This is a genomic window from Pseudomonas sp. GM78 (genome assembly GCF_000282475.1).
GTDB lineage: Bacteria > Pseudomonadota > Gammaproteobacteria > Pseudomonadales > Pseudomonadaceae > Aquipseudomonas.
The window spans coordinates 88,265-109,175 of sequence record NZ_AKJF01000120.1 but is presented as its reverse complement, the minus strand read 5'-3'; the positions used below and the strand labels follow the sequence as shown (position 1 = coordinate 109,175).

General features: G+C 60.9%; 17 protein-coding genes. 9 read left to right on the top strand and 8 right to left on the bottom strand.

Annotated features, from left to right (window positions below):
- The first annotated feature begins 259 nt into the window (after positions 1–259).
- Positions 260–448: a hypothetical protein gene (locus PMI35_RS12445; RefSeq protein ID WP_008061425.1), complete on the top strand. Its 189-nt coding sequence runs from the start codon at positions 260–262 to the stop codon at positions 446–448.
- 24 nt (positions 449–472) lie between these two features.
- Here PMI35_RS12445 and PMI35_RS12450 read toward each other — a convergent pair whose 3' ends face one another.
- Positions 473–844, bottom strand: coding sequence for a hypothetical protein (locus PMI35_RS12450; RefSeq protein ID WP_008061422.1), 372 nt, complete (start codon positions 842–844; stop codon positions 473–475).
- A gap of 262 nt (positions 845–1,106) precedes the next feature.
- On the opposite strand from PMI35_RS12450, the gene pvdQ reads away from it, so the two are divergent.
- Positions 1,107–3,443, top strand: coding sequence for a bifunctional acylase PvdQ (pvdQ, locus tag PMI35_RS12455; protein WP_008061420.1), 2,337 nt, complete (start codon positions 1,107–1,109; stop codon positions 3,441–3,443).
- A gap of 55 nt (positions 3,444–3,498) precedes the next feature.
- Here pvdQ and PMI35_RS12460 read toward each other — a convergent pair whose 3' ends face one another.
- Both PMI35_RS12460 and PMI35_RS12465 read right to left on the bottom strand, forming a co-directional pair.
- Positions 3,499–4,500, bottom strand: a complete 1,002-nt coding sequence (locus PMI35_RS12460; protein WP_008061418.1) for a FecR family protein — start codon at positions 4,498–4,500, stop codon at positions 3,499–3,501.
- Positions 4,501–4,597: 97 nt separating this feature from the next.
- Positions 4,598–9,157, bottom strand: coding sequence for a dermonecrotic toxin domain-containing protein (locus PMI35_RS12465; RefSeq protein ID WP_008061416.1), 4,560 nt, complete (start codon positions 9,155–9,157; stop codon positions 4,598–4,600).
- Positions 9,158–9,340: 183 nt separating this feature from the next.
- On the opposite strand from PMI35_RS12465, the gene PMI35_RS12470 reads away from it, so the two are divergent.
- Entirely contained in the window at positions 9,341–10,381 is a 1,041-nt protein-coding gene (locus PMI35_RS12470; protein WP_008061413.1) for an Ldh family oxidoreductase, read from the top strand.
- Between the two features lie 133 nt (positions 10,382–10,514).
- Here the strand turns inward: PMI35_RS12470 and PMI35_RS12475 are convergent, their stop codons facing one another.
- Positions 10,515–10,832 carry a DUF883 family protein gene (locus PMI35_RS12475; RefSeq protein ID WP_008061411.1) on the bottom strand — a complete coding sequence of 106 codons (318 nt, stop codon included), beginning with the start codon at positions 10,830–10,832 and terminating at the stop codon, positions 10,515–10,517.
- Between the two features lie 164 nt (positions 10,833–10,996).
- Here PMI35_RS12475 and PMI35_RS12480 point away from each other — a divergent pair, with 164 nt between their 5' ends.
- A complete protein-coding gene (locus PMI35_RS12480) occupies positions 10,997–11,248 on the top strand; it encodes a hypothetical protein (RefSeq protein WP_008061409.1) in 252 nt (83 codons plus the stop codon).
- 7 nt (positions 11,249–11,255) lie between these two features.
- Here PMI35_RS12480 and PMI35_RS12485 read toward each other — a convergent pair whose 3' ends face one another.
- A complete protein-coding gene (locus tag PMI35_RS12485) occupies positions 11,256–12,164 on the bottom strand; it encodes a LysR family transcriptional regulator (RefSeq protein WP_008061408.1) in 909 nt (302 codons plus the stop codon).
- 84 nt (positions 12,165–12,248) lie between these two features.
- Between PMI35_RS12485 and PMI35_RS12490 the strand changes: the two genes are divergently transcribed.
- Complete coding sequence (locus PMI35_RS12490) at positions 12,249–13,172, top strand: carbon-nitrogen hydrolase family protein (protein WP_008061398.1); 924 nt, start codon at positions 12,249–12,251, stop codon at positions 13,170–13,172.
- 9 nt (positions 13,173–13,181) lie between these two features.
- Here the strand turns inward: PMI35_RS12490 and PMI35_RS12495 are convergent, their stop codons facing one another.
- The gene (locus PMI35_RS12495; RefSeq protein WP_008061397.1) at positions 13,182–14,648 is read right to left on the bottom strand and encodes a nucleobase:cation symporter-2 family protein; all 1,467 of its coding nucleotides are present in this window, start codon (positions 14,646–14,648) and stop codon (positions 13,182–13,184) included.
- An 88-nt stretch (positions 14,649–14,736) separates the two neighbouring features.
- The gene (locus PMI35_RS12500) at positions 14,737–15,630 is read right to left on the bottom strand and encodes a LysR family transcriptional regulator (protein ID WP_008061396.1); all 894 of its coding nucleotides are present in this window, start codon (positions 15,628–15,630) and stop codon (positions 14,737–14,739) included.
- Positions 15,631–15,731: 101 nt separating this feature from the next.
- Between PMI35_RS12500 and PMI35_RS12505 the strand changes: the two genes are divergently transcribed.
- The gene (locus PMI35_RS12505) at positions 15,732–16,823 is read left to right on the top strand and encodes a polyamine ABC transporter substrate-binding protein (protein ID WP_008061395.1); all 1,092 of its coding nucleotides are present in this window, start codon (positions 15,732–15,734) and stop codon (positions 16,821–16,823) included.
- Positions 16,824–16,836: 13 nt separating this feature from the next.
- Positions 16,837–17,796, top strand: a complete 960-nt coding sequence (gene speB, locus PMI35_RS12510; RefSeq protein WP_008061394.1) for an agmatinase — start codon at positions 16,837–16,839, stop codon at positions 17,794–17,796.
- A 115-nt stretch (positions 17,797–17,911) separates the two neighbouring features.
- Here speB and PMI35_RS12515 read toward each other — a convergent pair whose 3' ends face one another.
- On the bottom strand, positions 17,912–18,964 hold the full coding sequence (locus PMI35_RS12515) for an aldo/keto reductase (RefSeq protein ID WP_008061390.1): 1,053 nt from the start codon (positions 18,962–18,964) through the stop codon (positions 17,912–17,914).
- Positions 18,965–19,133: 169 nt separating this feature from the next.
- On the opposite strand from PMI35_RS12515, the gene zapE reads away from it, so the two are divergent.
- Both zapE and PMI35_RS12525 read left to right on the top strand, forming a co-directional pair.
- Positions 19,134–20,252, top strand: a complete 1,119-nt coding sequence (gene zapE / locus PMI35_RS12520; RefSeq protein ID WP_008061388.1) for a cell division protein ZapE — start codon at positions 19,134–19,136, stop codon at positions 20,250–20,252.
- 18 nt (positions 20,253–20,270) lie between these two features.
- Positions 20,271–20,852, top strand: coding sequence for a DinB family protein (locus PMI35_RS12525; RefSeq protein WP_008061386.1), 582 nt, complete (start codon positions 20,271–20,273; stop codon positions 20,850–20,852).
- The last annotated feature ends 59 nt before the right edge of the window (positions 20,853–20,911 follow it).

Below are 20,911 nucleotides of genomic sequence, written 5' to 3'. Positions count from 1 at the left end.
CCTTTTGCTTACTTTTCGGCGTTTGAAAAAGTGAGTCGCCGTAAGGGCGAAACCCTAAGTGGCCGTTACCGCAGGAATGGATATGTACACCGAAAAAAGGGCCAGCTGTCAGGCCCCAGTCCCTGCGATAAAGCTAAAAATCTTCATCGGCTGTAACATAACCCCCCGTTTGCCACCGCCCATCCCCGCCATAGGGCAGGAGCCCGGGCACGCAAGCGTATACACAACAGATACATTTTTTCAGGTTCAGGAATTGCCAATGACTCAGTCGCAACGTTTGAAATACTCGATTCTGATCTCCCTCGTGGTACTGGGGACCATGTTTGGCCTTTCGTATTTGCAGAACACCGGCGTCATCAGTGAAAAACTGTTCCAGTACATCGCCATTGGCGTGGCGGTGGTCGTGGTGGTCATCAACGGCGTGATGCGCCGCAAGGTCAAGCCCTGAGCGGCAGCCCCGGGCCTGGCTCGATCAGTCGTTGTGCAGCAGGGCGGCAGCTCGCGGGTGAAGGCTGTAGCTCTTGTCCGCATTGAGGACAATCACGCCTTCGCTGCACAAGCGTTTCAACACTTCGCGCACACTCAGGAACGACAGGGGAATGTCCAGTTCCAGCAAGTGAGTGTGTACGCCGCGCACGCCCAGGCTGCGGTCGTTCTCGGCGGCCGAGAGCAGGGCGTCGATGACTTTCAAGCGAATCAGACTCGTTCGCAGGCCAAAGCTCTTGAGCAGGATGCGGATCCGCTCGTTGCCGTGGCGCTCGGTACGCTGGTCGAAAACACCGACCCCAATGGAAGTGCCCTTTGGCGCGTTGCTACCGTCCGTTGGCAGTTGCGAGTTGTACATTGCAAAAACTCCTGTTCAGAGCCTGATCGGGAAAAATTGGGCGCTCTTACCTATTAAGACGTATGAGCGACCCAAATCATGAAGACTTGAATGTAGAAATTTCGTCGTCATGATGTGACCGCTGTGTAAGGTGCCCTTGAAATGCGGTCCGGGACCGCCATCCAGTCTCCTAAATTTTTGTCGTTTGCTTCGTCCCTAAAAGGATGCGCAGTGCGTGTGTGTACGCAGAACTGTGACCATCGTTTTTCGATCAGGAGCGAGTGTGATTATTTCCAGCCAGTTAGCCAGGGTGAGCCTGGCGGGTGTGTGCCTGGGGCTGAGTCTTGCGGCGAATGCGCGCAGTCAGCCTGAGCAGGCCAGTGCCGATATCCGCCGGACCAGTTTCGGTGTGCCGCATATTCGGGCCGAGAACGAGCGCGGGCTCGGTTACGGCATTGGCTATGCCTACGCTCAGGATAACCTGTGTTTGCTGGCCAATGAGATCGCCACGGTGAACGGTCAACGCTCACGGTTTTTCGGCCCGGACCAGTTCACCGTCGACGAGCGTGAAAACCGCGTCAGCGATCTGTTTTTCACCTGGTTGAACACCCCGCAGGCCGTCGACGCCTTCTGGCAGGCGCAAACCCCGGAAGTACGGCAGCTGATGGAAGGTTATGTGGCCGGCTACAACCGCTCCCTGGGCGAACGTCGGGCCCAGGGCTTGCCGCAGCAGTGCCAGGGCGACTGGGTTCGGGAGATCACCGCGATGGATCTGGTCAAGCTGACCCGCCGCCTGTTGGTGGAAGGTGGCGTCGGGCAGTTTGCCGAAGCCTTGGCGGGCGCGACGCCGCCGGCGGCGGTTGCGGGCAACGAAGGCAAAGGAAAAGCGTTCCAGGTGGCCGACATGCGTATGCAGCGCTTCGCCCTCGATCGCGGCAGTAACGCCGTCGCCGTGGGCAGTGAGCGCTCGTTCAATGGCCGTGGCATGTTGCTGGCCAACCCGCATTTTCCGTGGGTCGGCGGGATGCGCTTCTATCAGATGCACCTGACCATCCCTGGCAAACTGGATGTCATGGGCGCCGCGCTGCCGGGATTGCCGCTGATCAATATCGGTTTCAACCAGCACCTGGCCTGGACCCACACCGTGGATTCGTCCAAGCACTTCACGCTGTATCGGCTGCAACTCGATCCCAAGGACCCGACCCATTACCTGCTCGACGGCGAGTCCCTGCCGATGCACAAACAGACACTGACGGTTGACCTCAAACAGTCGGACGGCTCGGTCAAGGCGGTGTCCCACGTGGTGTACAGCTCGCAATTCGGTCCGATCGTGCAATGGCCCGGCAAACTGGAGTGGGACAACCAGTTCGCCTACAGCCTGCGCGACGCCAACCTGGACAATGACCGGGTGTTGCAGCAGTGGTACGCGATGAACCGTGCCGGTAGCCTCAAGGAATTCCAGGCCTCGGTCCATGAAATCCAGGGCATCCCTTGGGTCAACACCCTGGCGGCGGACGAGCAGGGGCAAACGCTGTACATGAACCTGTCGGTGGTGCCGAACGTCAGCAGCGAAAAACTCGCGCAGTGCAGTGATCCACGGATCGGCTTGCAGATGATCGTCCTCGACGGTTCGAACAGCGCCTGCGCCTGGGACATCGACCCGCAAGCTGCACAAAAAGGCATCTATGCCGCGAACAAATTGCCGCAATTGCTGCGCAAGGACTTCGTGCAGCATTCCAATGATTCGGCATGGATGGCCAACCCGGCGCAGCCGCTCACCGGCTACTCTCCATTGATCAGCCAGGACAGCCAACCCTTGGGCCTGCGCGCGCGGTTCGCCCTCGATCGCCTGGGTAAACTTGCCAAGTCCGGGCCGATTGCGGCGGCGGATCTGCAGCACATGGTGATGGATGATCAGGTGTATCAGGCGGCGCAGGTGATGCCGGACCTTTTGCAATTCTGCGCGGGCGACCTGGGTACCGATGCGCCGGCGCTGGCGCCGCTGTGTGCCAGCTTCAAGGCCTGGGATCGCAAGGCCAATCTCGACAGCGGCGTGGGCTTCGTGCATTTCCAGAATGTCATGGAACCGCTGGAACAGATGCCTGATGTCTGGCGCGTGGCGTTCGATCCGCTGGATCCGCAGCACACGCCGCGTGGCCTGGCGATTGATCGTCCGCCGGTAGCGCAGGCGCTGCGCCAGGCGATGCTGGCATCGGTCGAGCAGGTCAACGCGTCAGGGCTCAAGAAGGAAACGCGCTGGGGCGATGTCCAGGTGGTCAGCAGCGGCGGAGTGCAAACGCCGATCCACGGTGGGCCGGGTACGCTGGGCGTCTACAACGCCATCCAGAGCGTGCCCAGAACCGACGGCAAACGCGAAGTGGTCAGCGGCACCAGCTATCTGCAAGTGGTGACGTTCGATGAAAAGGGCCCGCAGGCGAAGGGGCTGCTGGCGTTCTCGCTGTCGAGCGATCCGGCCTCGAAATACGCCCGGGACCAGACGCTGGCGTTTTCGAAGAAACAGCTGAGTGTGTTGCCGTTCACCGAGCAGCAAATCAAATCCGATGCGAACTATCAGGTGCAGACCATCCGCGAGCAGGACGCCAAGGTGGCGGCTCACTAGGTTAGTGTGTATTTGATCGAGACATGAAGGCCGCACCCCGCAAGGGTGGCGGCCTTCAGCTTTTCGGGGCTTGCTGCGGAATCGAGTTGAGGACCGGGTTGCCGTCCTTGTTACGGGTCAGGTAGACCGGCAGTACCTTGGGCAGGGACGTCACCAGGGTATTGAGTTCCTTGATGTTGTAGATGCCGCCGATGCGGATTGCGCCGGTACTGTTGTCGGCGACCACCAGGGGATTTTCCAGGTAACGGTTGATCAACGGCAGGGCATCGTTGAGCGCCAGGTCGTCGAGCACCAGTTTGCCGCTGCGCCAGGCCAGCGAATTATCGTTGTCGTAGGTCTGGCTGATCCGCGGGATGTAGTCGCCATGGCCATAGCTCGCCTGCATCGAAGGGCCGAGCCGCAAGCCGTCCCCCGGCAGGTCAGCGTTGCTGCTGACCAGTACCGAGCCTTCGATCAGGTTCACTTTGACCTGGTCTTCATACATCCAGACATTGAATTTTGTCCCGGTGACCCGGATCCGGCCTTCGGCCGCCTTGACCACGAACGGGTGGGACGTGTCGTGGCTGACGCTGAAGAAGGCTTCGCCTTTGCCCAGGGTGACCTGGCGTCGATCCTTGTAGTTGCTGTAGGTCAACTCGCTGCCCAGGTTCAGTTCGACCTGGCTGCCGTCCTTCAAGGTGACTTGGCGCACATTGTCAGTCGCCTCGAAGTGTTGGTACGAATCGGGCAGCCACCCCAGATTCCAGCCACTGTAGGCCGCCAACGGCAACGCCAGTGCGCACACGGCCGCCGCCATGCCGACAGTGCGCCAGGGTGTCCGGGTGGGGCGAACCATTGGCACAATGCTGGATTCGGGGCGCGGCAGGTCGCCTGCAACGTCCCAGATTTCCAGCATGGCCTCGTATTCGACCAGGTGCAGCGGATGAACATCCAGCCACTGCTCGAATGCCTGCCGCTCTGCAGCGGTGCAGTCAGGTGCATGCAGGCGCATGCACCAATGCGCGGCGGCCTCGGTGATGGCGTCAAACTGGGCTTGTGAGAGTGGGCTGTCGGTCATTGACTCATCCTGATTTCCCGCATTCTAACCTTGAGGGCAGTCGGCGAGAACAGCCGTCATGGCATTTACCCATCAAACGGCTGTTTATTTTCCGCAGTCAAGGTGTATTGACGTGTAGCTCGCGTCCGAGATGACTGATTAACCAGGCTACGCTGTCGGCATTCCCAAGTTGTACCGCCAGACGGGTCAGTGAGTCATGTTTGAATTTATCGCGAGCGCCGGCCAGATTGTCTGCGCCGGTCAACGCCAGAATATGCGCCTTTATCCGATCGGTATCTTCAAATAGGGTACTTCCCGGGTCTTCCCACTCGCCGGTGTCGGGGTCCTGAGTCATGAACAATCGAGTGTAAGGCGTCTCTTTTGCCAGTGCGGTGTTCTGAACATCGGTCAATGCATCCTTGAGAGCAATGGCGGTTGCGCTGGCCGTGCCGATCAGGTCGGGGAAGGGTCTACCAGGATCCAGGTAGGAAATGTCCTCGGTTTTACAAGCAATGTGTGAAAGCTCATGCAGGAGCGTTATCGCCCGGGCATGCGTGTGGATCGGGAACGTGGTGTCGGAAAGATGTTGGCGGTAATGCTCGAAGCCGGGGTCGAAGAATCGTTCTCCCAGATAGATCGTCTTCGTTTTGTCCTTTGGTACGATAAAACCGAATGTACTGTCTGCGCTGTCGATTACCCTGCCGACGACAAAGCGATCGGACTTGGCCTTTCTGAGTGTGGGGTCCAGCAAGGCGGTAAAGATATCGCCCACGACCTTTTCCAGCTGTTCCACATGCGCGGGCAGCACCTCTTCCACATCGATGAAACGCTTGATGAGTTGATGCACGGGGGTGTCCGTGTCGTCGGCGTTGTTCAGCAACTGCAGGTTTTGAAAGCAGGTCCAGGCATAACTCGTTGCCTGGTCCAGCGCCTGGTCGATCTGCCTGGCCTTGTGCGGGAAAATACGTCGAATCTGCGGCACTCCACGGGCGTCGACGTTCATGCCGTCCCAAACCGATGCCAGGGTATCCAGCCGACTCATAAGGCTGAATTGCGGCTTCGGTGCTTTGCGGTCGAGCACCCACTGTTTCGATGTGTTTTGCCGCAGATAAGGGCCGAGCTTCCTGGGGCTGGCGATGCGCCAGCGGGTGCCGCGTTTGGCCACCGGAAAGACCTTGCCTTCCACCGGCCCGTAAAGTTGTTTGGTCGTCGGGTGCGCATAGAGCCCGGGTGTTGAGTCGGGCTTAAGCGAGCCCAGGTCGACGTTGGGGCTTTCATGGCGCTGTAAGTTTGTGCGCTCGGGGGCGGTGACCTTGATGTCCTGCCATTTGCAGGCAGCTTCGGGTTTTTCTTGCTCCGCATCGGTCGACGTGGAAGTCGACAGCGCGTGAGTGTCCAGCGATTGGCGCAACGAAGCGAGTTGAGCGATGCCGCTGACGAACGCCCTGATGGCCGCACCCCATTTGTGCGTTTGCAGGTCTTCGGCGGATTGTTTGATGTCCAGGTAGCTGTGGTACACCGTGACAGGGTAGGCGAGCTTGCCCATGAAAAACGAATACGCCGCGTGCAGGTCTTCACCCAGAACGTGCTTGATGGTTGCCCATTGACTCTGTTTCCTGTCATCGGACTGACAACCGAGCAACCGGCCCAACAACGCGGCATTGTCATTGAACAAGTGCCCGAACAGGTGGCCCTTGATTGGATTGGACGCCAGCGTGACCTCGGTCTCCGTGGCCACTGACCCGGCTCGTATAGGCCGGTTGCCGCGCGTTGCCATCCGTGTCTCCAGCGAAAACCGATCAAGATTCCTCAGGTTCATGAGGACCCAATCGAACAGAGCACCGCGCGACTTCAGTTCTACCAGCAGCTGGGTTTCGCTGGCGTACTCCTTTATCCCGTGTCGTGGACTGTGAGGGGCGACAAGCACCTGCGGCGCGGTGCTGTCGGCCGATGAACCGATCAGATAGACGCCTGGCACCTTGACCGCTTGTCCGCTCCGGACGCCGAGCAACTCCAGGGGGCGGATGATCGCGTGGGCCCCCTCGACGGCCTTACGGGCGATGGCATCAGGCATGTCCATGACCTGGCGGATCAGGTCGAACCCGGTTTCGCTCAGGCGCTCCTGCAGTTTTTCCACGTGGGCGAGGTGCATCAATTGCCAAGGCAATTGCCTGTAAAAACGCTGCCTGCGATCGGCGTTTGCCACGGTGTCTGCAAGGGCCGCGCTGAGTATTTTCTGCTGATGTTCACCGGGTTTCAGGTCGCGTATCAGGTCTTTGATATAACGTTCGTTCATGCCCTCTGGAAGGTCCGTAGTGTCCAGCGACGTCAGTTTGAGGGAAACCGTGTCCAGGTCCTTGAGATGCGCCAGCGCAAACTCGGTCAGGGTCTGGTTGCGGGGCGCAGACCAGGGGCTCGCGATCTCGACCTGGACCTTGTCCGGATCAAGGTTGAAACCGTCTGCCTTGAGTTGTTGTTCCAGCTCATGGTGGGCGGTGCGCGGTAATGAGCGGATGCCGGTGAGGTAATCCTCGTCGTCCTTGACGTTGTTCCGGTATTGCTCAAGCAGTTCGCCATGCAGGATCAGCTCTTTGATCGGCGCCTTGGCCAGCCAGACCGGCAGTTTTTGCTGGGTGATCAGCGACTGGGCGATGTCGGTCGCATGACTCAGCCCGGTCATGGGCTCGCGCAGGGCCACCAGATTAAGCAGGTTCGTCAGTGGTGCGGGGGCGAGCGGGGTGGCCAGTGCACGGGTGACGAAGGCCTGGTCCAGATCAACGAAGGGTTTTTGCAGGTTGTCGAGAAAATGCCCATGGACCTGTTGCAGCGGCGCCAGGGTGTAGGCCTTGCCTGGCGATCGTTCGCTGCGACCGAGGTTCTCCAGAAGCATGCAACGATGATTGTCGTCCTCAAGGCGACGTTCCAGTTCGTCCTTGAGCGGCGTCAGTGCCTTGAAGGCTTCAAATCCCAGTGCCGGCGTCCACAGGATGGCCTTGCCCGAATGCACCGGATCCAGGCCGCCCCGTTCGGTCAGGACGAAACAACTGGCCAGTTTCAGCGGGCTTGCAGCCGCGCCAGCCTTCAACGCGAGGGAGAAGACCTCCGGAAAAAAACCGTTCAACGCCGCGCGTTGCACGCGTGTAGGCGTATCGAGCACGGTTTTGATGATCGCCTGTTCCGTCGCACCCAGGGTGCGTGAGACGGCGCGAAGCTTCAATTCACTGCGCAGTGCCGTTGCCAGGGTATGGGTAAAACTTGACTGCAAATCCGCCAATGATGAACTGACGAGGTTTCGCACCTCGGAGAATGTCTGGGCTGTCGTGGGAATGGTCGGGTGTTTTTCAAGACGTTGATCGAGCGCCTGTTCGACCGAGCCCAGCAGCGAGAGCTCCGTTTTGGCCGACTCGCCGCGCACCGTGGCCGGTCGCGCATTCACGCGTCGGTCCGGGCGTGTGCTCCAGCGTCCTGCGCTGCCCTGCAGCAGTAAGCGCTGATCGATCAACCCCCGGACGTCCAGGGCATTGTCGAGCAAGGCATGAGGGTCCTGCGTGCCTTCGCTTTCACGGTAAAGGTTCAAGGCATGGCTGAGGTTTTGCCGTTGTTTATCGATGATGTCAGCCATCACGCTTGTAAACACCGCGCCGACGACGGGCTGACCGACGAGCACCCAATCGTTCGGTTCCAGTGCAGTAAAGGTGTTGCGTTCGTCCAGTGACATGAAGTTGAGCAGCGTCTCTTCATGGCCTTCGCTTCTGAGCATCTGTCGCAGGATTGTTTTCACCGCCGACAGGTTGCTTGTGACGTCGATGCCTCGGGACGGGCTGTAAAGGAAACCCAGGGTGTTCGCGCCGCCGATCATCAAGGTCGAGGCAAGTTCCGCGAAAGGTTTGAGGGGGGCGGTGATCCGCACTTTTTCAATGCGAAGGTGATCGCCCGTGGCTGGGGCGAGGCTGACCTTCATCAGTTGCAGGTATTGCTCTGTCGTCACAGTGCCCTGTTGGCGCTGGTACAACAGCTTCGCGTGAAAAGTGTCGCGCAGGCCCTCGGCAAAAAAAGCCTGGCGCGCCAAGCCATTGTCCATGGGCGTGTTCCAGAATGTCTCAATCAGGCTTGGGAGGTCGTCCAGTGTTGATTGCAAGGTGGGCATCTTGACCAGCTCGCCCGCCATCGCCTCGAGGTTTTTTTCCTGCTGTTGCTTGAGCGTGAGTTCCTGATCTGCGAATACCGCGCCTTCGATTTCGCGGGTAGCGATGTCGAGCTCCGTGGCGGCGACCAAGGGCAGGCGTTGTTCGATGGAGAGGAACCGCAACAGTTCACGTTTTCCAGTGGCCTGCGCTAACCATTCCTTGAGTTTGCTCTTGAGCTCGGCCATACCCGCGAATTTGCTCAAACCTTTCCACGGTGTGTAGAGCATGACTTCGCCATCGTTGGGCCGGCTCATGATAAAGGCACCGGCCAATGGTTTGCCGGTCTCTGCGGCCAAAGACAACAGCAGCTGAAAGGCCTGCATCGGTTTTTCATGGGCTTTGCGGGCTGCCTGGGTCGCTAGATAAACCGTGTTCAGCCAGTCCAGATCGTCCAGGGTAAAGCCCAGCGCGGTTTCCCGTTCGCCGAGTTGCATGGCAGTGGATGCAGACAAGGCGTCGTCAAAAAAATACGGCAGTGCAGTTGTCGTCATGGTGTTTCCTCGATGGGCTGCGACGGTGTTCAGCGCAGGTCGTTGGGTCGAGGGGCAACAGTAGGGGCGGGGAAAAGGCGGGGTGCGGTACATATTGCTTGCGCGAGAGACTTGACAGGATGCCGGTAAGAAAGCACTTAATCGACGTGTTGCCCGCCTCTAACAATAAAACTGGAGCTTCAGATGACCGCTTCGCCTGAAATGGCAGTCAGTTCGGCCAACTCAACCCTGGATTTTGATTCTCTGGTGCTGTTGCTCGAACGCATTTTCGTTCGTCACGGCACCTCCGCCGAGGTCGCCAAAACACTGGCCCTCAACTGCGCCGGTGCCGAACGCGATGGCGCCCACAGCCATGGCGTGTTCCGCATTCCCGGCTACGTGTCGACGCTCAAAAGCGGCTGGGTCAATGGCCAGGCCGTGCCTGTGGTCGAAGACGTGGCCTCGGGTTTTGTCCGGGTCGACGCCGGCAATGGTTTCGCCCAACCGGCGCTCGCCGCCGCCCGCGCCTTGCTGGTGGAAAAGGCGCGCAGTGCCGGCATTGCGGTATTGGCAATTCGTAACTCCCATCACTTCGCGGCGTTGTGGCCGGACGTCGAGCCGTTCGCCTATGAAGGGCTGGTGGCGTTGAGCGTGGTCAACAGCATGACCTGCGTGGTGCCGCACGGCGCCGATCGCCCGCTGTTCGGCACCAACCCGATTGCCTTCGCCGCCCCGCGAGCAGGCGGTGAGCCGATTGTCTTCGACCTGGCGACCAGCGCGATTGCCCATGGCGATGTGCAGATCGCCGCGCGCAAGGGTGAACGCTTGCCGGCGGGCATGGGCGTCGACGGCCTTGGTCAACCGACCCAGGATCCGAAAGCGATCCTGGAGGGCGGCGCGCTGCTGCCATTTGGCGGGCATAAAGGTTCGGCGCTGTCGATGATGGTGGAGCTGTTGGCGGCGGCGTTGACCGGCGGCAATTTCTCGTTCGAGTTCGACTGGAAGAACCACCCGGGGGCCAAGACCCCGTGGACCGGCCAACTGTTGATCGTGATCGATCCGAGCAAGGCGGCCGGACAGAGCTTTGCCGAGCGCAGCCAGGAACTGGTGCGGCAGATGCACGGTGTGGGGCTCAAGCGGTTGCCGGGGGATCGGCGGCATCATCAGCGGGCCAAGTCTGACGCGGGCGGCATCCAGCTGGATGCGGATACGCTGGCGAGTTTGCGGGAGTTGGCGGGGCTCTAATTGTAGGAGCGAGCCCTGCTCGCGATGGACTTCCAAGCGCCGTGTTTAACCAGTAGACACGCGTCTTCGTTAACGACCATCGCGAGCAGGCTCGCTCCTACAGGGACCGTATTTCAATTGTGATACCGCCGGCTTACCGGCGGCCCAGCAACAAGCCCACGACCAACCCAAATCCTGCGGAAATGGCCACAGTCTGCCATGGGTGCCCGCCAATGTAGGTTTCAGTGGCTTCGACCGCTGGCAGGGTCCGGCTGCGCACGCTGGTGACCGAGTCCCGTGCCTGCTGGAGTTTCTGGGCGATTTGTCCGCGAAGCGTGTCCGCCTCTTCACCGACCAGTGACGCACTGCTCTTGAGCAGTTTTTCCGACTCTTCAATCAGTGACTGAAGTTCGCTGAAAGCCTGGTCCTTGATCTGGTCTTCGGCGGCTTGTGCGGCGGTTTTGCGGGCCATTGGGTGACTCCTTGCAGTTAATGGGCATTGAACAATGGAGTCCGGCGTGACGGAAAAAGTTGCAGTGATCTTGCGGGCGGACGCCATCCTGTTGAAAAATCCAGCGCAGGACATTTCTACCTACAGTGTAAGATGTAGCCTATTTACGCAGCAGGTAATTTCCCATGAGTTTCAATCTGGCCGACAAACCCCTTGCCGAGCGCGCAGCGCTGGAAGACGAGAAATCCCGTCTGTTCGAACTCTGGCAGAACAATTTGGGCAAGGCCAAGGGCGAAGCCGCACGCCTGTTCGGCGAGCGCGCCAAGCGCAAGGGCAAATGGGCCGAGTGGGTCCGCGCCGAGCTGGACGGCATGTCGCCACCGGAGTTCTCGAATATGGTGCGAAGTGAAGTCAATCGATTGATGGCGGCCAAATAACGCAGAGCTACGCAAAGCTCGCGACAATCGCCTCACGCACTTTCAACACCACCGGATCGAGTTGTGTACTGGTGCGCCAACCCAGTTCGATCGGATAACGCGGCAGCGCCAAAGGGCAGGGCAGTAGTGCCAGGCCGCTGAGCGCTGCGATGCTTCGGGCGGCATGGGCCGGAATGGTCGCCACCGCCTGGCTGCCCTTGAGCAGATGCGGCAACGCCGCGAAATGCGTGGTCGACGCGCACACCCGCCGGCTCAGGCCCAACGTGGCCAATCCCTCATCGGTGATCCCGATAAAGCCACCCGATGACACCAGGATGTGTTCACGGGCGACGAATTCTTCAAGGTCGATGGTTTGCTGTCCCGGGGCCAGGCTCATCGGGTCAACCAGGCACAGATAATCGCCTTCAGCCAATACCTGTCGACTGAGCAAGCGTTCGGCAAAGCCGCCGGCCGTGATTGCCAGGTCGATGCTGCGATCCATCAACGCCTGGGCGACGATCTGGCTGTGGGTCTGGCGGAAGATCAGCCGCAACTTTGGCGCGCAACGGGCGATTTCTTCGATCAAGCGGCGACCGTAGGCGATTTCGAAATCATCCGACATGCCCACCGTGACTGAACGGCCTTCATAGTGATGGGCAGCCGGATCGACCATCGCCAGACTTTGCCGGCATTTGTTCAGTGCGTCGCTGACCACCGGTTTCAGCTGATTGGCCTTGAGCGTCGGCGCCAGGCCTCGGCCGGTGCGTACGAATAACTGATCGCCATACACCTCGCGCAACCGGCGCAACGCCGCACTCACCGCCGACTGCGTGACGCCCAGGCGCAACGCCGCGCGGCTGGCGCTGGACTCTTCGTGCAAGGCCTCGAAGACTTTGAGCAGGTTGAGGTCGACGGTGGCGATATTCATCGGGTTCATATCATTCAGCAGTGAACGGGGCTTTATTCATGATCAGGTAGCGCCTGAGAATGAGCAACACCCGATTCGAATGGAGTTACTGTTATGCCCAAGTCAATCGTTGCTGCACTGCAAATCGGCGCACTGCCTGGCGGCAAGGCCGAAACCCTGGAGCAGATCCTCTCGTACGAAAACGCAATCGTGGATGCCGGTGCGGCGCTGGTGGTCATGCCCGAAGCGTTGCTCGGCGGTTACCCGAAGGGCGAGGGGTTCGGCACGCAACTGGGTTATCGACTGCCGGAAGGCCGGGAAGCGTTCGCCCGTTATTTCGCCAACGCCATCGATGTGCCTGGCGCGGAAACCGAAGCGTTGGCCGGGCTGTCGGCGCGTACCGGCGCAAACCTGGTGATCGGTGTGATCGAACGTGCCGGCAGCACTTTGTATTGCTCCGCGTTGTATTTCGATCCGCAGGCCGGACTGGTCGGCAAACACCGGAAACTGATGCCCACGGGCACTGAGCGACTGATCTGGGGCAAGGGCGATGGCTCGACCTTGCCGGTGATCGATAGCCAGGTCGGACGGATCGGCGCGGTGGTGTGCTGGGAAAACATGATGCCGCTGCTGCGCACGGCGATGTACGCCAAAGGCGTGGAGGTGTGGTGCGCGCCGACGGTGGACGAGCGGGAGATGTGGCAGGTGAGCATGCGCCACATCGCCCATGAAGGGCGTTGCTTTGTGGTCAGCGCCTGTCAGGTCCAGGACTCGCCGCAAGCCCTGGGCATGGAGATCGCCAACTGGCCGTCGGATCGGCCGCTGATTGCTGGCGGCAGTGTGATCGTCGGGCCGATGGGTGACGTGCTGGCCGGACCGCTACGCGGCGAACGCGGACTGCTCACCGCTGAAATCAACACCGACGACCTGATCCGCGCGCGCTACGACTACGACGTCGTCGGCCATTACGCGCGTCCCGACGTATTCGAGTTGAGCGTGGATGAACGCGCCAAGCCCGGCGTCCGGTTCAACACATAACCAGATGGCTCAGCGGCTCAACTGTGCGACAACCGCAGGCGTGGCGGGCTCAGCCTTGGCCGGCACATCCGGGTTTTCCATGACCTGGAGGATCGAGGCTTCCGGATCGAAATCGTCTTCTTCCAGCTCGATGAATTCCTCGGGCAGGAAGATGTTCAGCACGATAGCGCACAACGCGCCCACGGTAATCGGCGATTCGAAGATGTTGTGCAGCGCCTTGGGCAGTTCGCGCAACACTTCCGGCACGGCCGCCACCCCCAGGCCCATGCCGATGGAAATCGCCACGATCAGCATGTTGCGTCGATGCAAGCCGGCTTCGGCGAGGATCTTGATCCCGGCCACGGCGACGGTGCCGAACATCACCAGCTCCGCACCGCCGAGCACCGGTTTGGGCATCAACTGCAGCACGGCGCCGATCATCGGGAACAACCCCAGCAGGACCAGCAGGCCGGCAATGAAAAATGCCACATAGCGACTGGCCACGCCGGTCAGCTGGATCACCCCGTTGTTCTGCGCGAAGGTCACCATCGGCATGCTGTTGAACACCGCCGCCATGGCCGAGTTGAGGCCGTCGGCCAACAGGCCGGATTTGATCCTGCGAATGTACACCGGGCCCTTGACCGGTTGACGGGAAATCATCGAGTTGGCGGTCAGGTCACCGGCCGCTTCCAACGGTGATACCAGGAAAATCACCGCCACCGGGACGAACGCCACCCAGTCGAAGGCAAAGCCGTACTTGAACGGGACCGGCACGCTCATCAGCGGCACGGCCGGCAGGCTGGCGAAATCGACGTGGCCCAGCAGCCAGGCGACGGCGTAGCCGAGGGTCAGGCCGATGACAATCGCGCCCAGGCGCAGGAATGGCACGTCGACCCGGTTCAACACCACGATGGTGCCGAGCACCAGGGCCGCCAGGCCCAGGTGACTGGCCGCGCCGAGGTCGGGGGCGCCGAAGCCGCCGGCGATGTCGGTCATGGCGACCTTGATCAACGAGAGGCCCATCAGGGTGATGATGGTGCCGGTCACCACCGGGGTGATCAGCATCCGCAGCTTGCCGATGAACTGGCTCAAGACCACTTCGATGAAGGCGGCAAAGAAGCACACGCCGAAGATGGTCGCGAGGATTTCATCGGTGCCGCCGCCCCGGGCCTTGACCATGAAACCGGCACTGAGGATGACGCTGATGAACGAGAAGCTGGTGCCTTGCAGGCACAACAGGCCCGAACCCACCGGACCGAAGCGCCGCGCCTGGACGAAGGTGCCCAGGCCCGAGACGAACAGCGCCATGCTGATCAGGTAGGGGATTTCGCTTTGCAAACCCAGGGCACTGCCCATGATCAGCGTCGGGGTAATGATCCCGACGAAGCTGGCGAGTACATGTTGCAGGGCGGCGAACACCGTGGCGGTGAGGTGCGGGCGGTCGTCGAGGCCGTAGAGCAAGTCGCTGTGGCGCGGGTTTTTTTCAGGGGAAGTCATGGTGGTTTGTACGCCGGGAGGCGGGGCCGGGTCAGAAAAAGGAGGCGCAGGATGCCAGAACGATCCAGCCACGGCAAAAGCAAAATCCTCAGGTAAACGCCGCGAGCAAATCCTCTTCAAAGGCCATCTGCGCATCCCCCGGCACTTGGGCGCGATGGCGAGCCAGGTGAAACGCCACCTCGAAACTCAAGCCATCGCGGCGCACCGGCCGCAGCAAACCCTTGTCTTCCCAACTGCGGGCAAAGTGACTGGGCAAATACCCCACATGCTTGCCGGACAGGATAAAGGCCAGGGTGCCTTCGACCTGTTCGGAGCGCGCCGAGCAGACTTTTCCTTGAAACGGCTCGTCGCTGCGCAGGAAGCGGTAGGGGTGATCGACCCGGTCGCAGGCCTGGAGTGCCTGGTCGTCCGGTGCCTCATCGGTGAACAGCGGATGGCCAACGGCGCAGTACAGGTGCTGGGTTTCAGTAAACAGCTGGCGGTAGTCAAACGCACTCTGGATCTGCGAGAAATAGCCGATGGCCAGGTCCAGCCGTTGCTGCAGTAACAAACGTTCCATGTCACCCGGCATGGCGCTCATCAACTCGATGCGTACCGACTCGTCACGCTCGCGAAAGCGCTGGATCGCTTCGGCCACCCGCTGCAGCACCGACTGGTCCAGCGCTTCGGACAATCCCAGGCGCACCTCGCCGATCAAGCGCCCGGCCACGCCGTTGGATTGATGACGGAACGCTTCGATGGACTGGAACAGGCTGCGCGTCGCGTTGAGCAATTGCTCGCCTTTGGGTGTGATCCGAAAGCCGCCCTTGCCACGGCTGCACAAGCGATAACCGAGACGGGTCTCCAGTCTGGCCATCTGCTGGCTGATGCTCGACTGGCTCAGGCCCAGTTCACCCTGGGCTGCACTGAAACCGCCGCACTCGACCACGCTGACGAACAGGCGCAGCAGTTGCAGGTCCAGGTCATGCAGTTGGCCGAGCATCAAACATTACTCCGAGATAATGTCAGGTTAACAATCTTTATATTTTACCAATGTAACCGAGGACGCATCCTGCAACCACTTCCTCAGGTCAGGTGTGCGTCATGGCTCCCGTGCTCAAGTATTGTGTCCCAACGCTGTTCCTCGCCATGGCCGCCGCGGCCCAGGCCGAGGACAAAGTCGTCAACCTCTACAGCTGGGCCGATTACGTCGCCCCCGAAACCCTGCAGCGCTTCGAACAGGAAACCGGTATTCAGGTGCGCTACGACACCTTCGATGCGCCGGAAGTGCTGGAAACCAAATTGCTCACCGGCGGCAGTGGTTATGACGTGGTGGTGCCGTCGTCCAGCGTCCTGGCCCGTGGCCTGGCGGCCGGTGCGTTGCAAGCCATTGCCCACGAAGGCTTGAAGGGCTACGCCAACCTTGATCCGGACTTGCTGGAGAAACTCGCTGCGGTCGATCCCGGCAATCAATATGGCGTGCCTTATACCTGGGGCACCCTGGGTTTGGGGATGAATGTCGAGGCGGTCTCGAAACGCCTGCCGAACGTGCCGCTCAACAGCCTGGACTTGTTGTTCAAGCCCGAGTACGCCAGCAAGCTCAAAGACTGCGGCGTTGCGATCATCGATTCACCCCAGGAGGTGATCGGCCTGGCGTTGCACTACCTGGGCAAGGATCCCTACAGCACCGACAAGAAGGACCTCGACGCGGCGCAAGCGTTGCTGCATCAACTGCAACCTTCGGTGCTGTACGTCGCCAGCGGCCGGCAGATCAACGACCTGGCCAATGGCAGCGTTTGCCTGGCCCTGGCTTACAACGGCGACGCCAGCATGGCCGCCGATCAGGCACGCAAGGCCAACAAACCCTATGAAATCGCCTACCGGATTCCCAGGGAAGGCACCCTGGTGTGGCAGGACAACCTGGCGATCCCCAAGGACGCGCCGCACCCTGAAGCCGCGCGCCAGTTCATCGAATTCATGTTGCGCCCCGAATCCGTCGCTGCGCTGACCAACACGCTGTTCTTCGCCACCGCCAACCAGGCCGCCACGCCGCTGGTCGACGAGGCGGTGCGCACCGACCCGGACATCTTTCCACCCGCCGACATTCGTCAGCGCCTGTACGCCGACCGCAGCATGAGCCTCAAGGACATGCGCCAGCGTACCCGCGTGTGGACCACTTTCCGTAGCCGCCAATAACAAGGAGCCTTCAATGGACGTCCCCATGCAGAACGATCAGGCCATCACCCGTGACAGCCTTTATGGAACCGCCGCCGAAAGCACCTACGCCGGCATCACCAGTTTCATGCGTCGACGCTACAGCCGCGACTTGCGCGGTGTCGATGTAGCGGTCAGCGGCGTACCGTTCGACACCGCGACCAGCAACCGCCCCGGCGCCCGCTTCGGGCCACGGGGGATCCGCGCCGCGTCCACCGGGATTGCCTGGGAGCGCCACTGGCCGTGGACCTTCGACCCTTTCGATCATCTGGCGGTGGTCGACTTTGGTGATTGCGACTTCGACTACGGTTCGCCGCAGTCGACCCCCGAATGTATCGAAGCCCACGCCGAGCACATCCTGGGTGCGGGTAGCGCGATGCTGACCTTCGGCGGCGATCACTTCATCACCTATCCGCTGCTCAAGGCCCATGCGCGCAAGCATGGTGCGCTCTCGCTGATACACTTCGACGCCCATAGCGACACCTGGCCGGACGAGGAGGGCAAGCGCATCGACCACGGCACCATGTTCTGGCATGCGGCCAAAGAGGGCCTGGTCGATCCGTCGCGTTCGGTGCAGATCGGGTTGCGCACCACCAACGACGATCACCAGGGTTTCCAGGTACTGGATGCGCGACAAGTGCATCGGCGTGGCGTCGATGCGATCGTCGAGGCCATTCGTGCCAGGGTCGGTGACCACCCGGTGTACCTGACATTCGACATCGACTGCCTCGACCCGGCATTCGCACCGGGCACCGGCACCCCGGTATGCGGCGGCTTGAGCACGGTGCAGGCGCTGGAAATTCTCGGCGGTTTGCGCGGGATCAACCTGGTGGGCATGGATGTGGTGGAAGTGGCGCCGGCCTACGACAACGCCGACATCACCTCATTGGCGGCGGCGACGCTGGCGATGGAGATGCTGTGCCTGTATGCGGCGAAGCATAAGGTCGACCAATAACACACGCACATAGACTGTAGGAGCGAGGCTTGCCCGCGAACCGGACACCTCGGTGTAACTGCCGGACCGAGGCGATCCCTTCGCGGGCAAGCCTCGCTCCTACAAGGGGCGTGTATCAGGCCACCGGGATTTTCGGCAGTTCCAGGGTTACACCCCCGCTGAACCGCGCAAACGACCCACTAATGGATTCATGGGGCACGCCCTTGGGCACATCGCTGACACCCTCGAGCCGCGCCAACTGCTCGGTATTCAATTCCACGTTCAACGCCCCCAGAGTCGCATCCAGTTGTTCACGGGTGCGCGAGCCCAGGATCGGAATCAGCGTGGTGGTCGAGCGTCTGGCTTGAGCGCGCAGCCAGGCGATGGCCACGTGGGTCGGGCTCGCACCCAGCTCCTCGGCGACGGCGAGCAGCGTGTCGAGCAGGGCGGTTTCGCGGGCGCTTTTCTCGGCGTGAACCAACATCCCCAGTTTGCTGGCGCGGTTGTCGCCATCGCCGCTGCGGTATTTGCCGGTGAGGAAGCCTCCACCCAGTGGCGACCACAGGGTCGCGGCCAGGCCCAGGGCTTCAGCCATGGGCAATTGTTCGCGTTCGGCGCTACGTTCGGCCAGGCTGTACTCCACCTGGATCGCCGCAATCGGGGCAAAACCACGCACCTCGGCCAGCAGGTCGGCGCGGGCGATGCGCCACGCCGGAAAGTTCGACAGCCCGGCGTAATGGATCTTGCCGGCACGGATCAGGTCGTCGAAACCGCGCAGGATCTCCTCCATCGGCGTCACGCCGTCGCTCATGTGTGCCCAGAACAGGTCCAGGTGATCGGTTTTCAGCCGCTTCAGGCTCTCTTCCACGGCGCGAACCATGTTCTTGCGGTTGTTGCCGGTGTGGGAAATGCCGGCGTCCGGCGTCGTGCCCAGCGTGTATTTGCTGGCGATGACCAGATGATCGCGTTCGGTGGCGATGAATTCGCTGAGCATGGCTTCCGACTGGCCCGCCTGGTAGCCGTTGGCGGTGTCGATGAAATTACCGCCAGCGGCAAGATAACCATCAAATATCCGCTTGGCTTCATCGCGCTCGGCGCCATGACCCCAGCCGGTGCCAAAGTTGCCGGCACCCAACGCCAGTTCGGAAACCCGCAAGCCGGTTTTACGGCCGAAAACTTTGTAATGCATGGGGGAGACTCCTGTGGAACCGATTGAATGAATTTAAATGTTGTGCGTCATTTATTAAATATGATGCCAATAATATTTGCCGTCAAGGCGTTTTTCCCTTGCCCGACAAGTGCACAAGCGGCGTGAAATTTCACAGAAGACGTTGTCGACGGGTGGCATACTGCCGCGCATGAATGTCGACTCTCCCCTCAGCGCCTGGCAGCACGCGATCGAACAGAAGGGTTTCGTCCAGGACGAAGCCCAGGAACATGCCGTCTGGGCCCTGCAAAAGTGCCACGAGGCCCTGCATGAAGGCCGCAAGCCGATCATGGGCGTGTACCTCTGGGGCCCGGTCGGGCGTGGCAAGACCTGGTTGATGGACCAGTTCTACCAGCACCTGCGGGTGCCGGCCCGGCGTCAGCACTTTCATCATTTCATGGGTTGGGTGCACCAGCGTTCCTTCCAGCTGACCGGTACCGCCGACCCGTTGCAGGCCTTGGCCCGTGAACTGAGCGAAGAAGTGCGGGTGCTGTGCTTTGACGAGTTGTTCGTCAATGACATCGGTGACGCGATCATCCTTGGCCGCTTGTTTCAGGTGATGTTCGAGCAGGGCGTGGTGGTGGTCTGCACTTCCAACCTGCCACCGGACCAGCTGTACGCCGACGGCTTCAACCGCGACCGCTTCATGCCGGCCATCGCCGCGATCAAGCAGCACATGCAGGTGATCGCGGTGGACGGCGGCGAAGACCATCGCCTGCACCCGGGGCAGGGCTTGCAACGTTACTGGGTGGCGGCGCCCGGACAGCCCAGTGCACTGGCTGACGTGTTCAAGGTGCTGACCCTGGGCCAAGTGGTTTCCAGCGCGCCGATCAAGGTCGGCTATCGTTCGCTGGAGGTGGTGCAGGCCAGCCAGAGCGTGCTCTGGTGCCGTTATGCCGACCTCTGCGAGCAGCCCTTTGCCGCCATGGATTTCATGGCCCTGTGCGACACCTTCAGCGCTATTCTTCTAGGTGACGTGCCCAACCTCAGCGCGCAAAAACGGGCAGGGCGCATTGCCCGGGGCACTGAAGACGGGGTCGAGCGCGTGGTGGCAGGCGACCGCGAACTGCCGCAGTTGTCGGTGCACGATGACGGTGTACGGCGTTTCATCGCGCTGGTGGACGAGTGCTACGACCGCAAGGTGCCGCTGTACCTCGAAGCGCAGGTGCCCATGGACTCGCTTTACACTGAGGGCTACCTGGAATTTCCGTTTCGCCGAACCCTCAGCCGCCTGCAGGAAATGCAGCTGCAACGTTTTGCCGAGGCCTGACATCCAGGAGGCGTGAACATGAATCAACCCCTGTCACACCATTTGTTGACCATGGCCTATCAGAATGCCTGGGCCAATCACCGGCTGGCCAAGGCCTGGTGCCAGTTGAGCCAGGAGCAGTTGGCGGCGCCCCGGGTCAGCTTCTTTCCCAGTCTGTGCGCGACCCTCAACCACATCCTGACCTGCGACTGGTTCTATGTGGATGCGCTTGAGCGCGAGTTGCGCGGTGACGATCCCCATCCTGATTGCTACCTGTTCTTCAAGGATGACGAGCCGTTTACCCAGGCCGTCGACCTCAAGCGCGAACAGGCGCAGGTCGACCGACGCCTGATTGCCTACTGCGAGCAAATGCGCGACACCGACTTGGGCAAGATCGTGACCATCGCCCGGGACACACCGCAATACGACAGCCGCTTGCGCCTGCTGTCGCATCTTTTCGAGCATCAGATTCATCATCGCGGGCAGGTCCACGCGATGCTCAGCGGCACGTCGGTCAAGCCGCCGCAGCTGGACGAGTTTTTCTGTGCCGGCGAGTCGCACCTGCGGGCTGAGGATTTTGCCGAGCTGGGATGGACTGAAGCGCTGATCTGGGGGCATTGAGATCAAAAGATCGCAGCCTGCGGCAGCTCCTACACTGCGATCTTTTGATCTTGCAACAC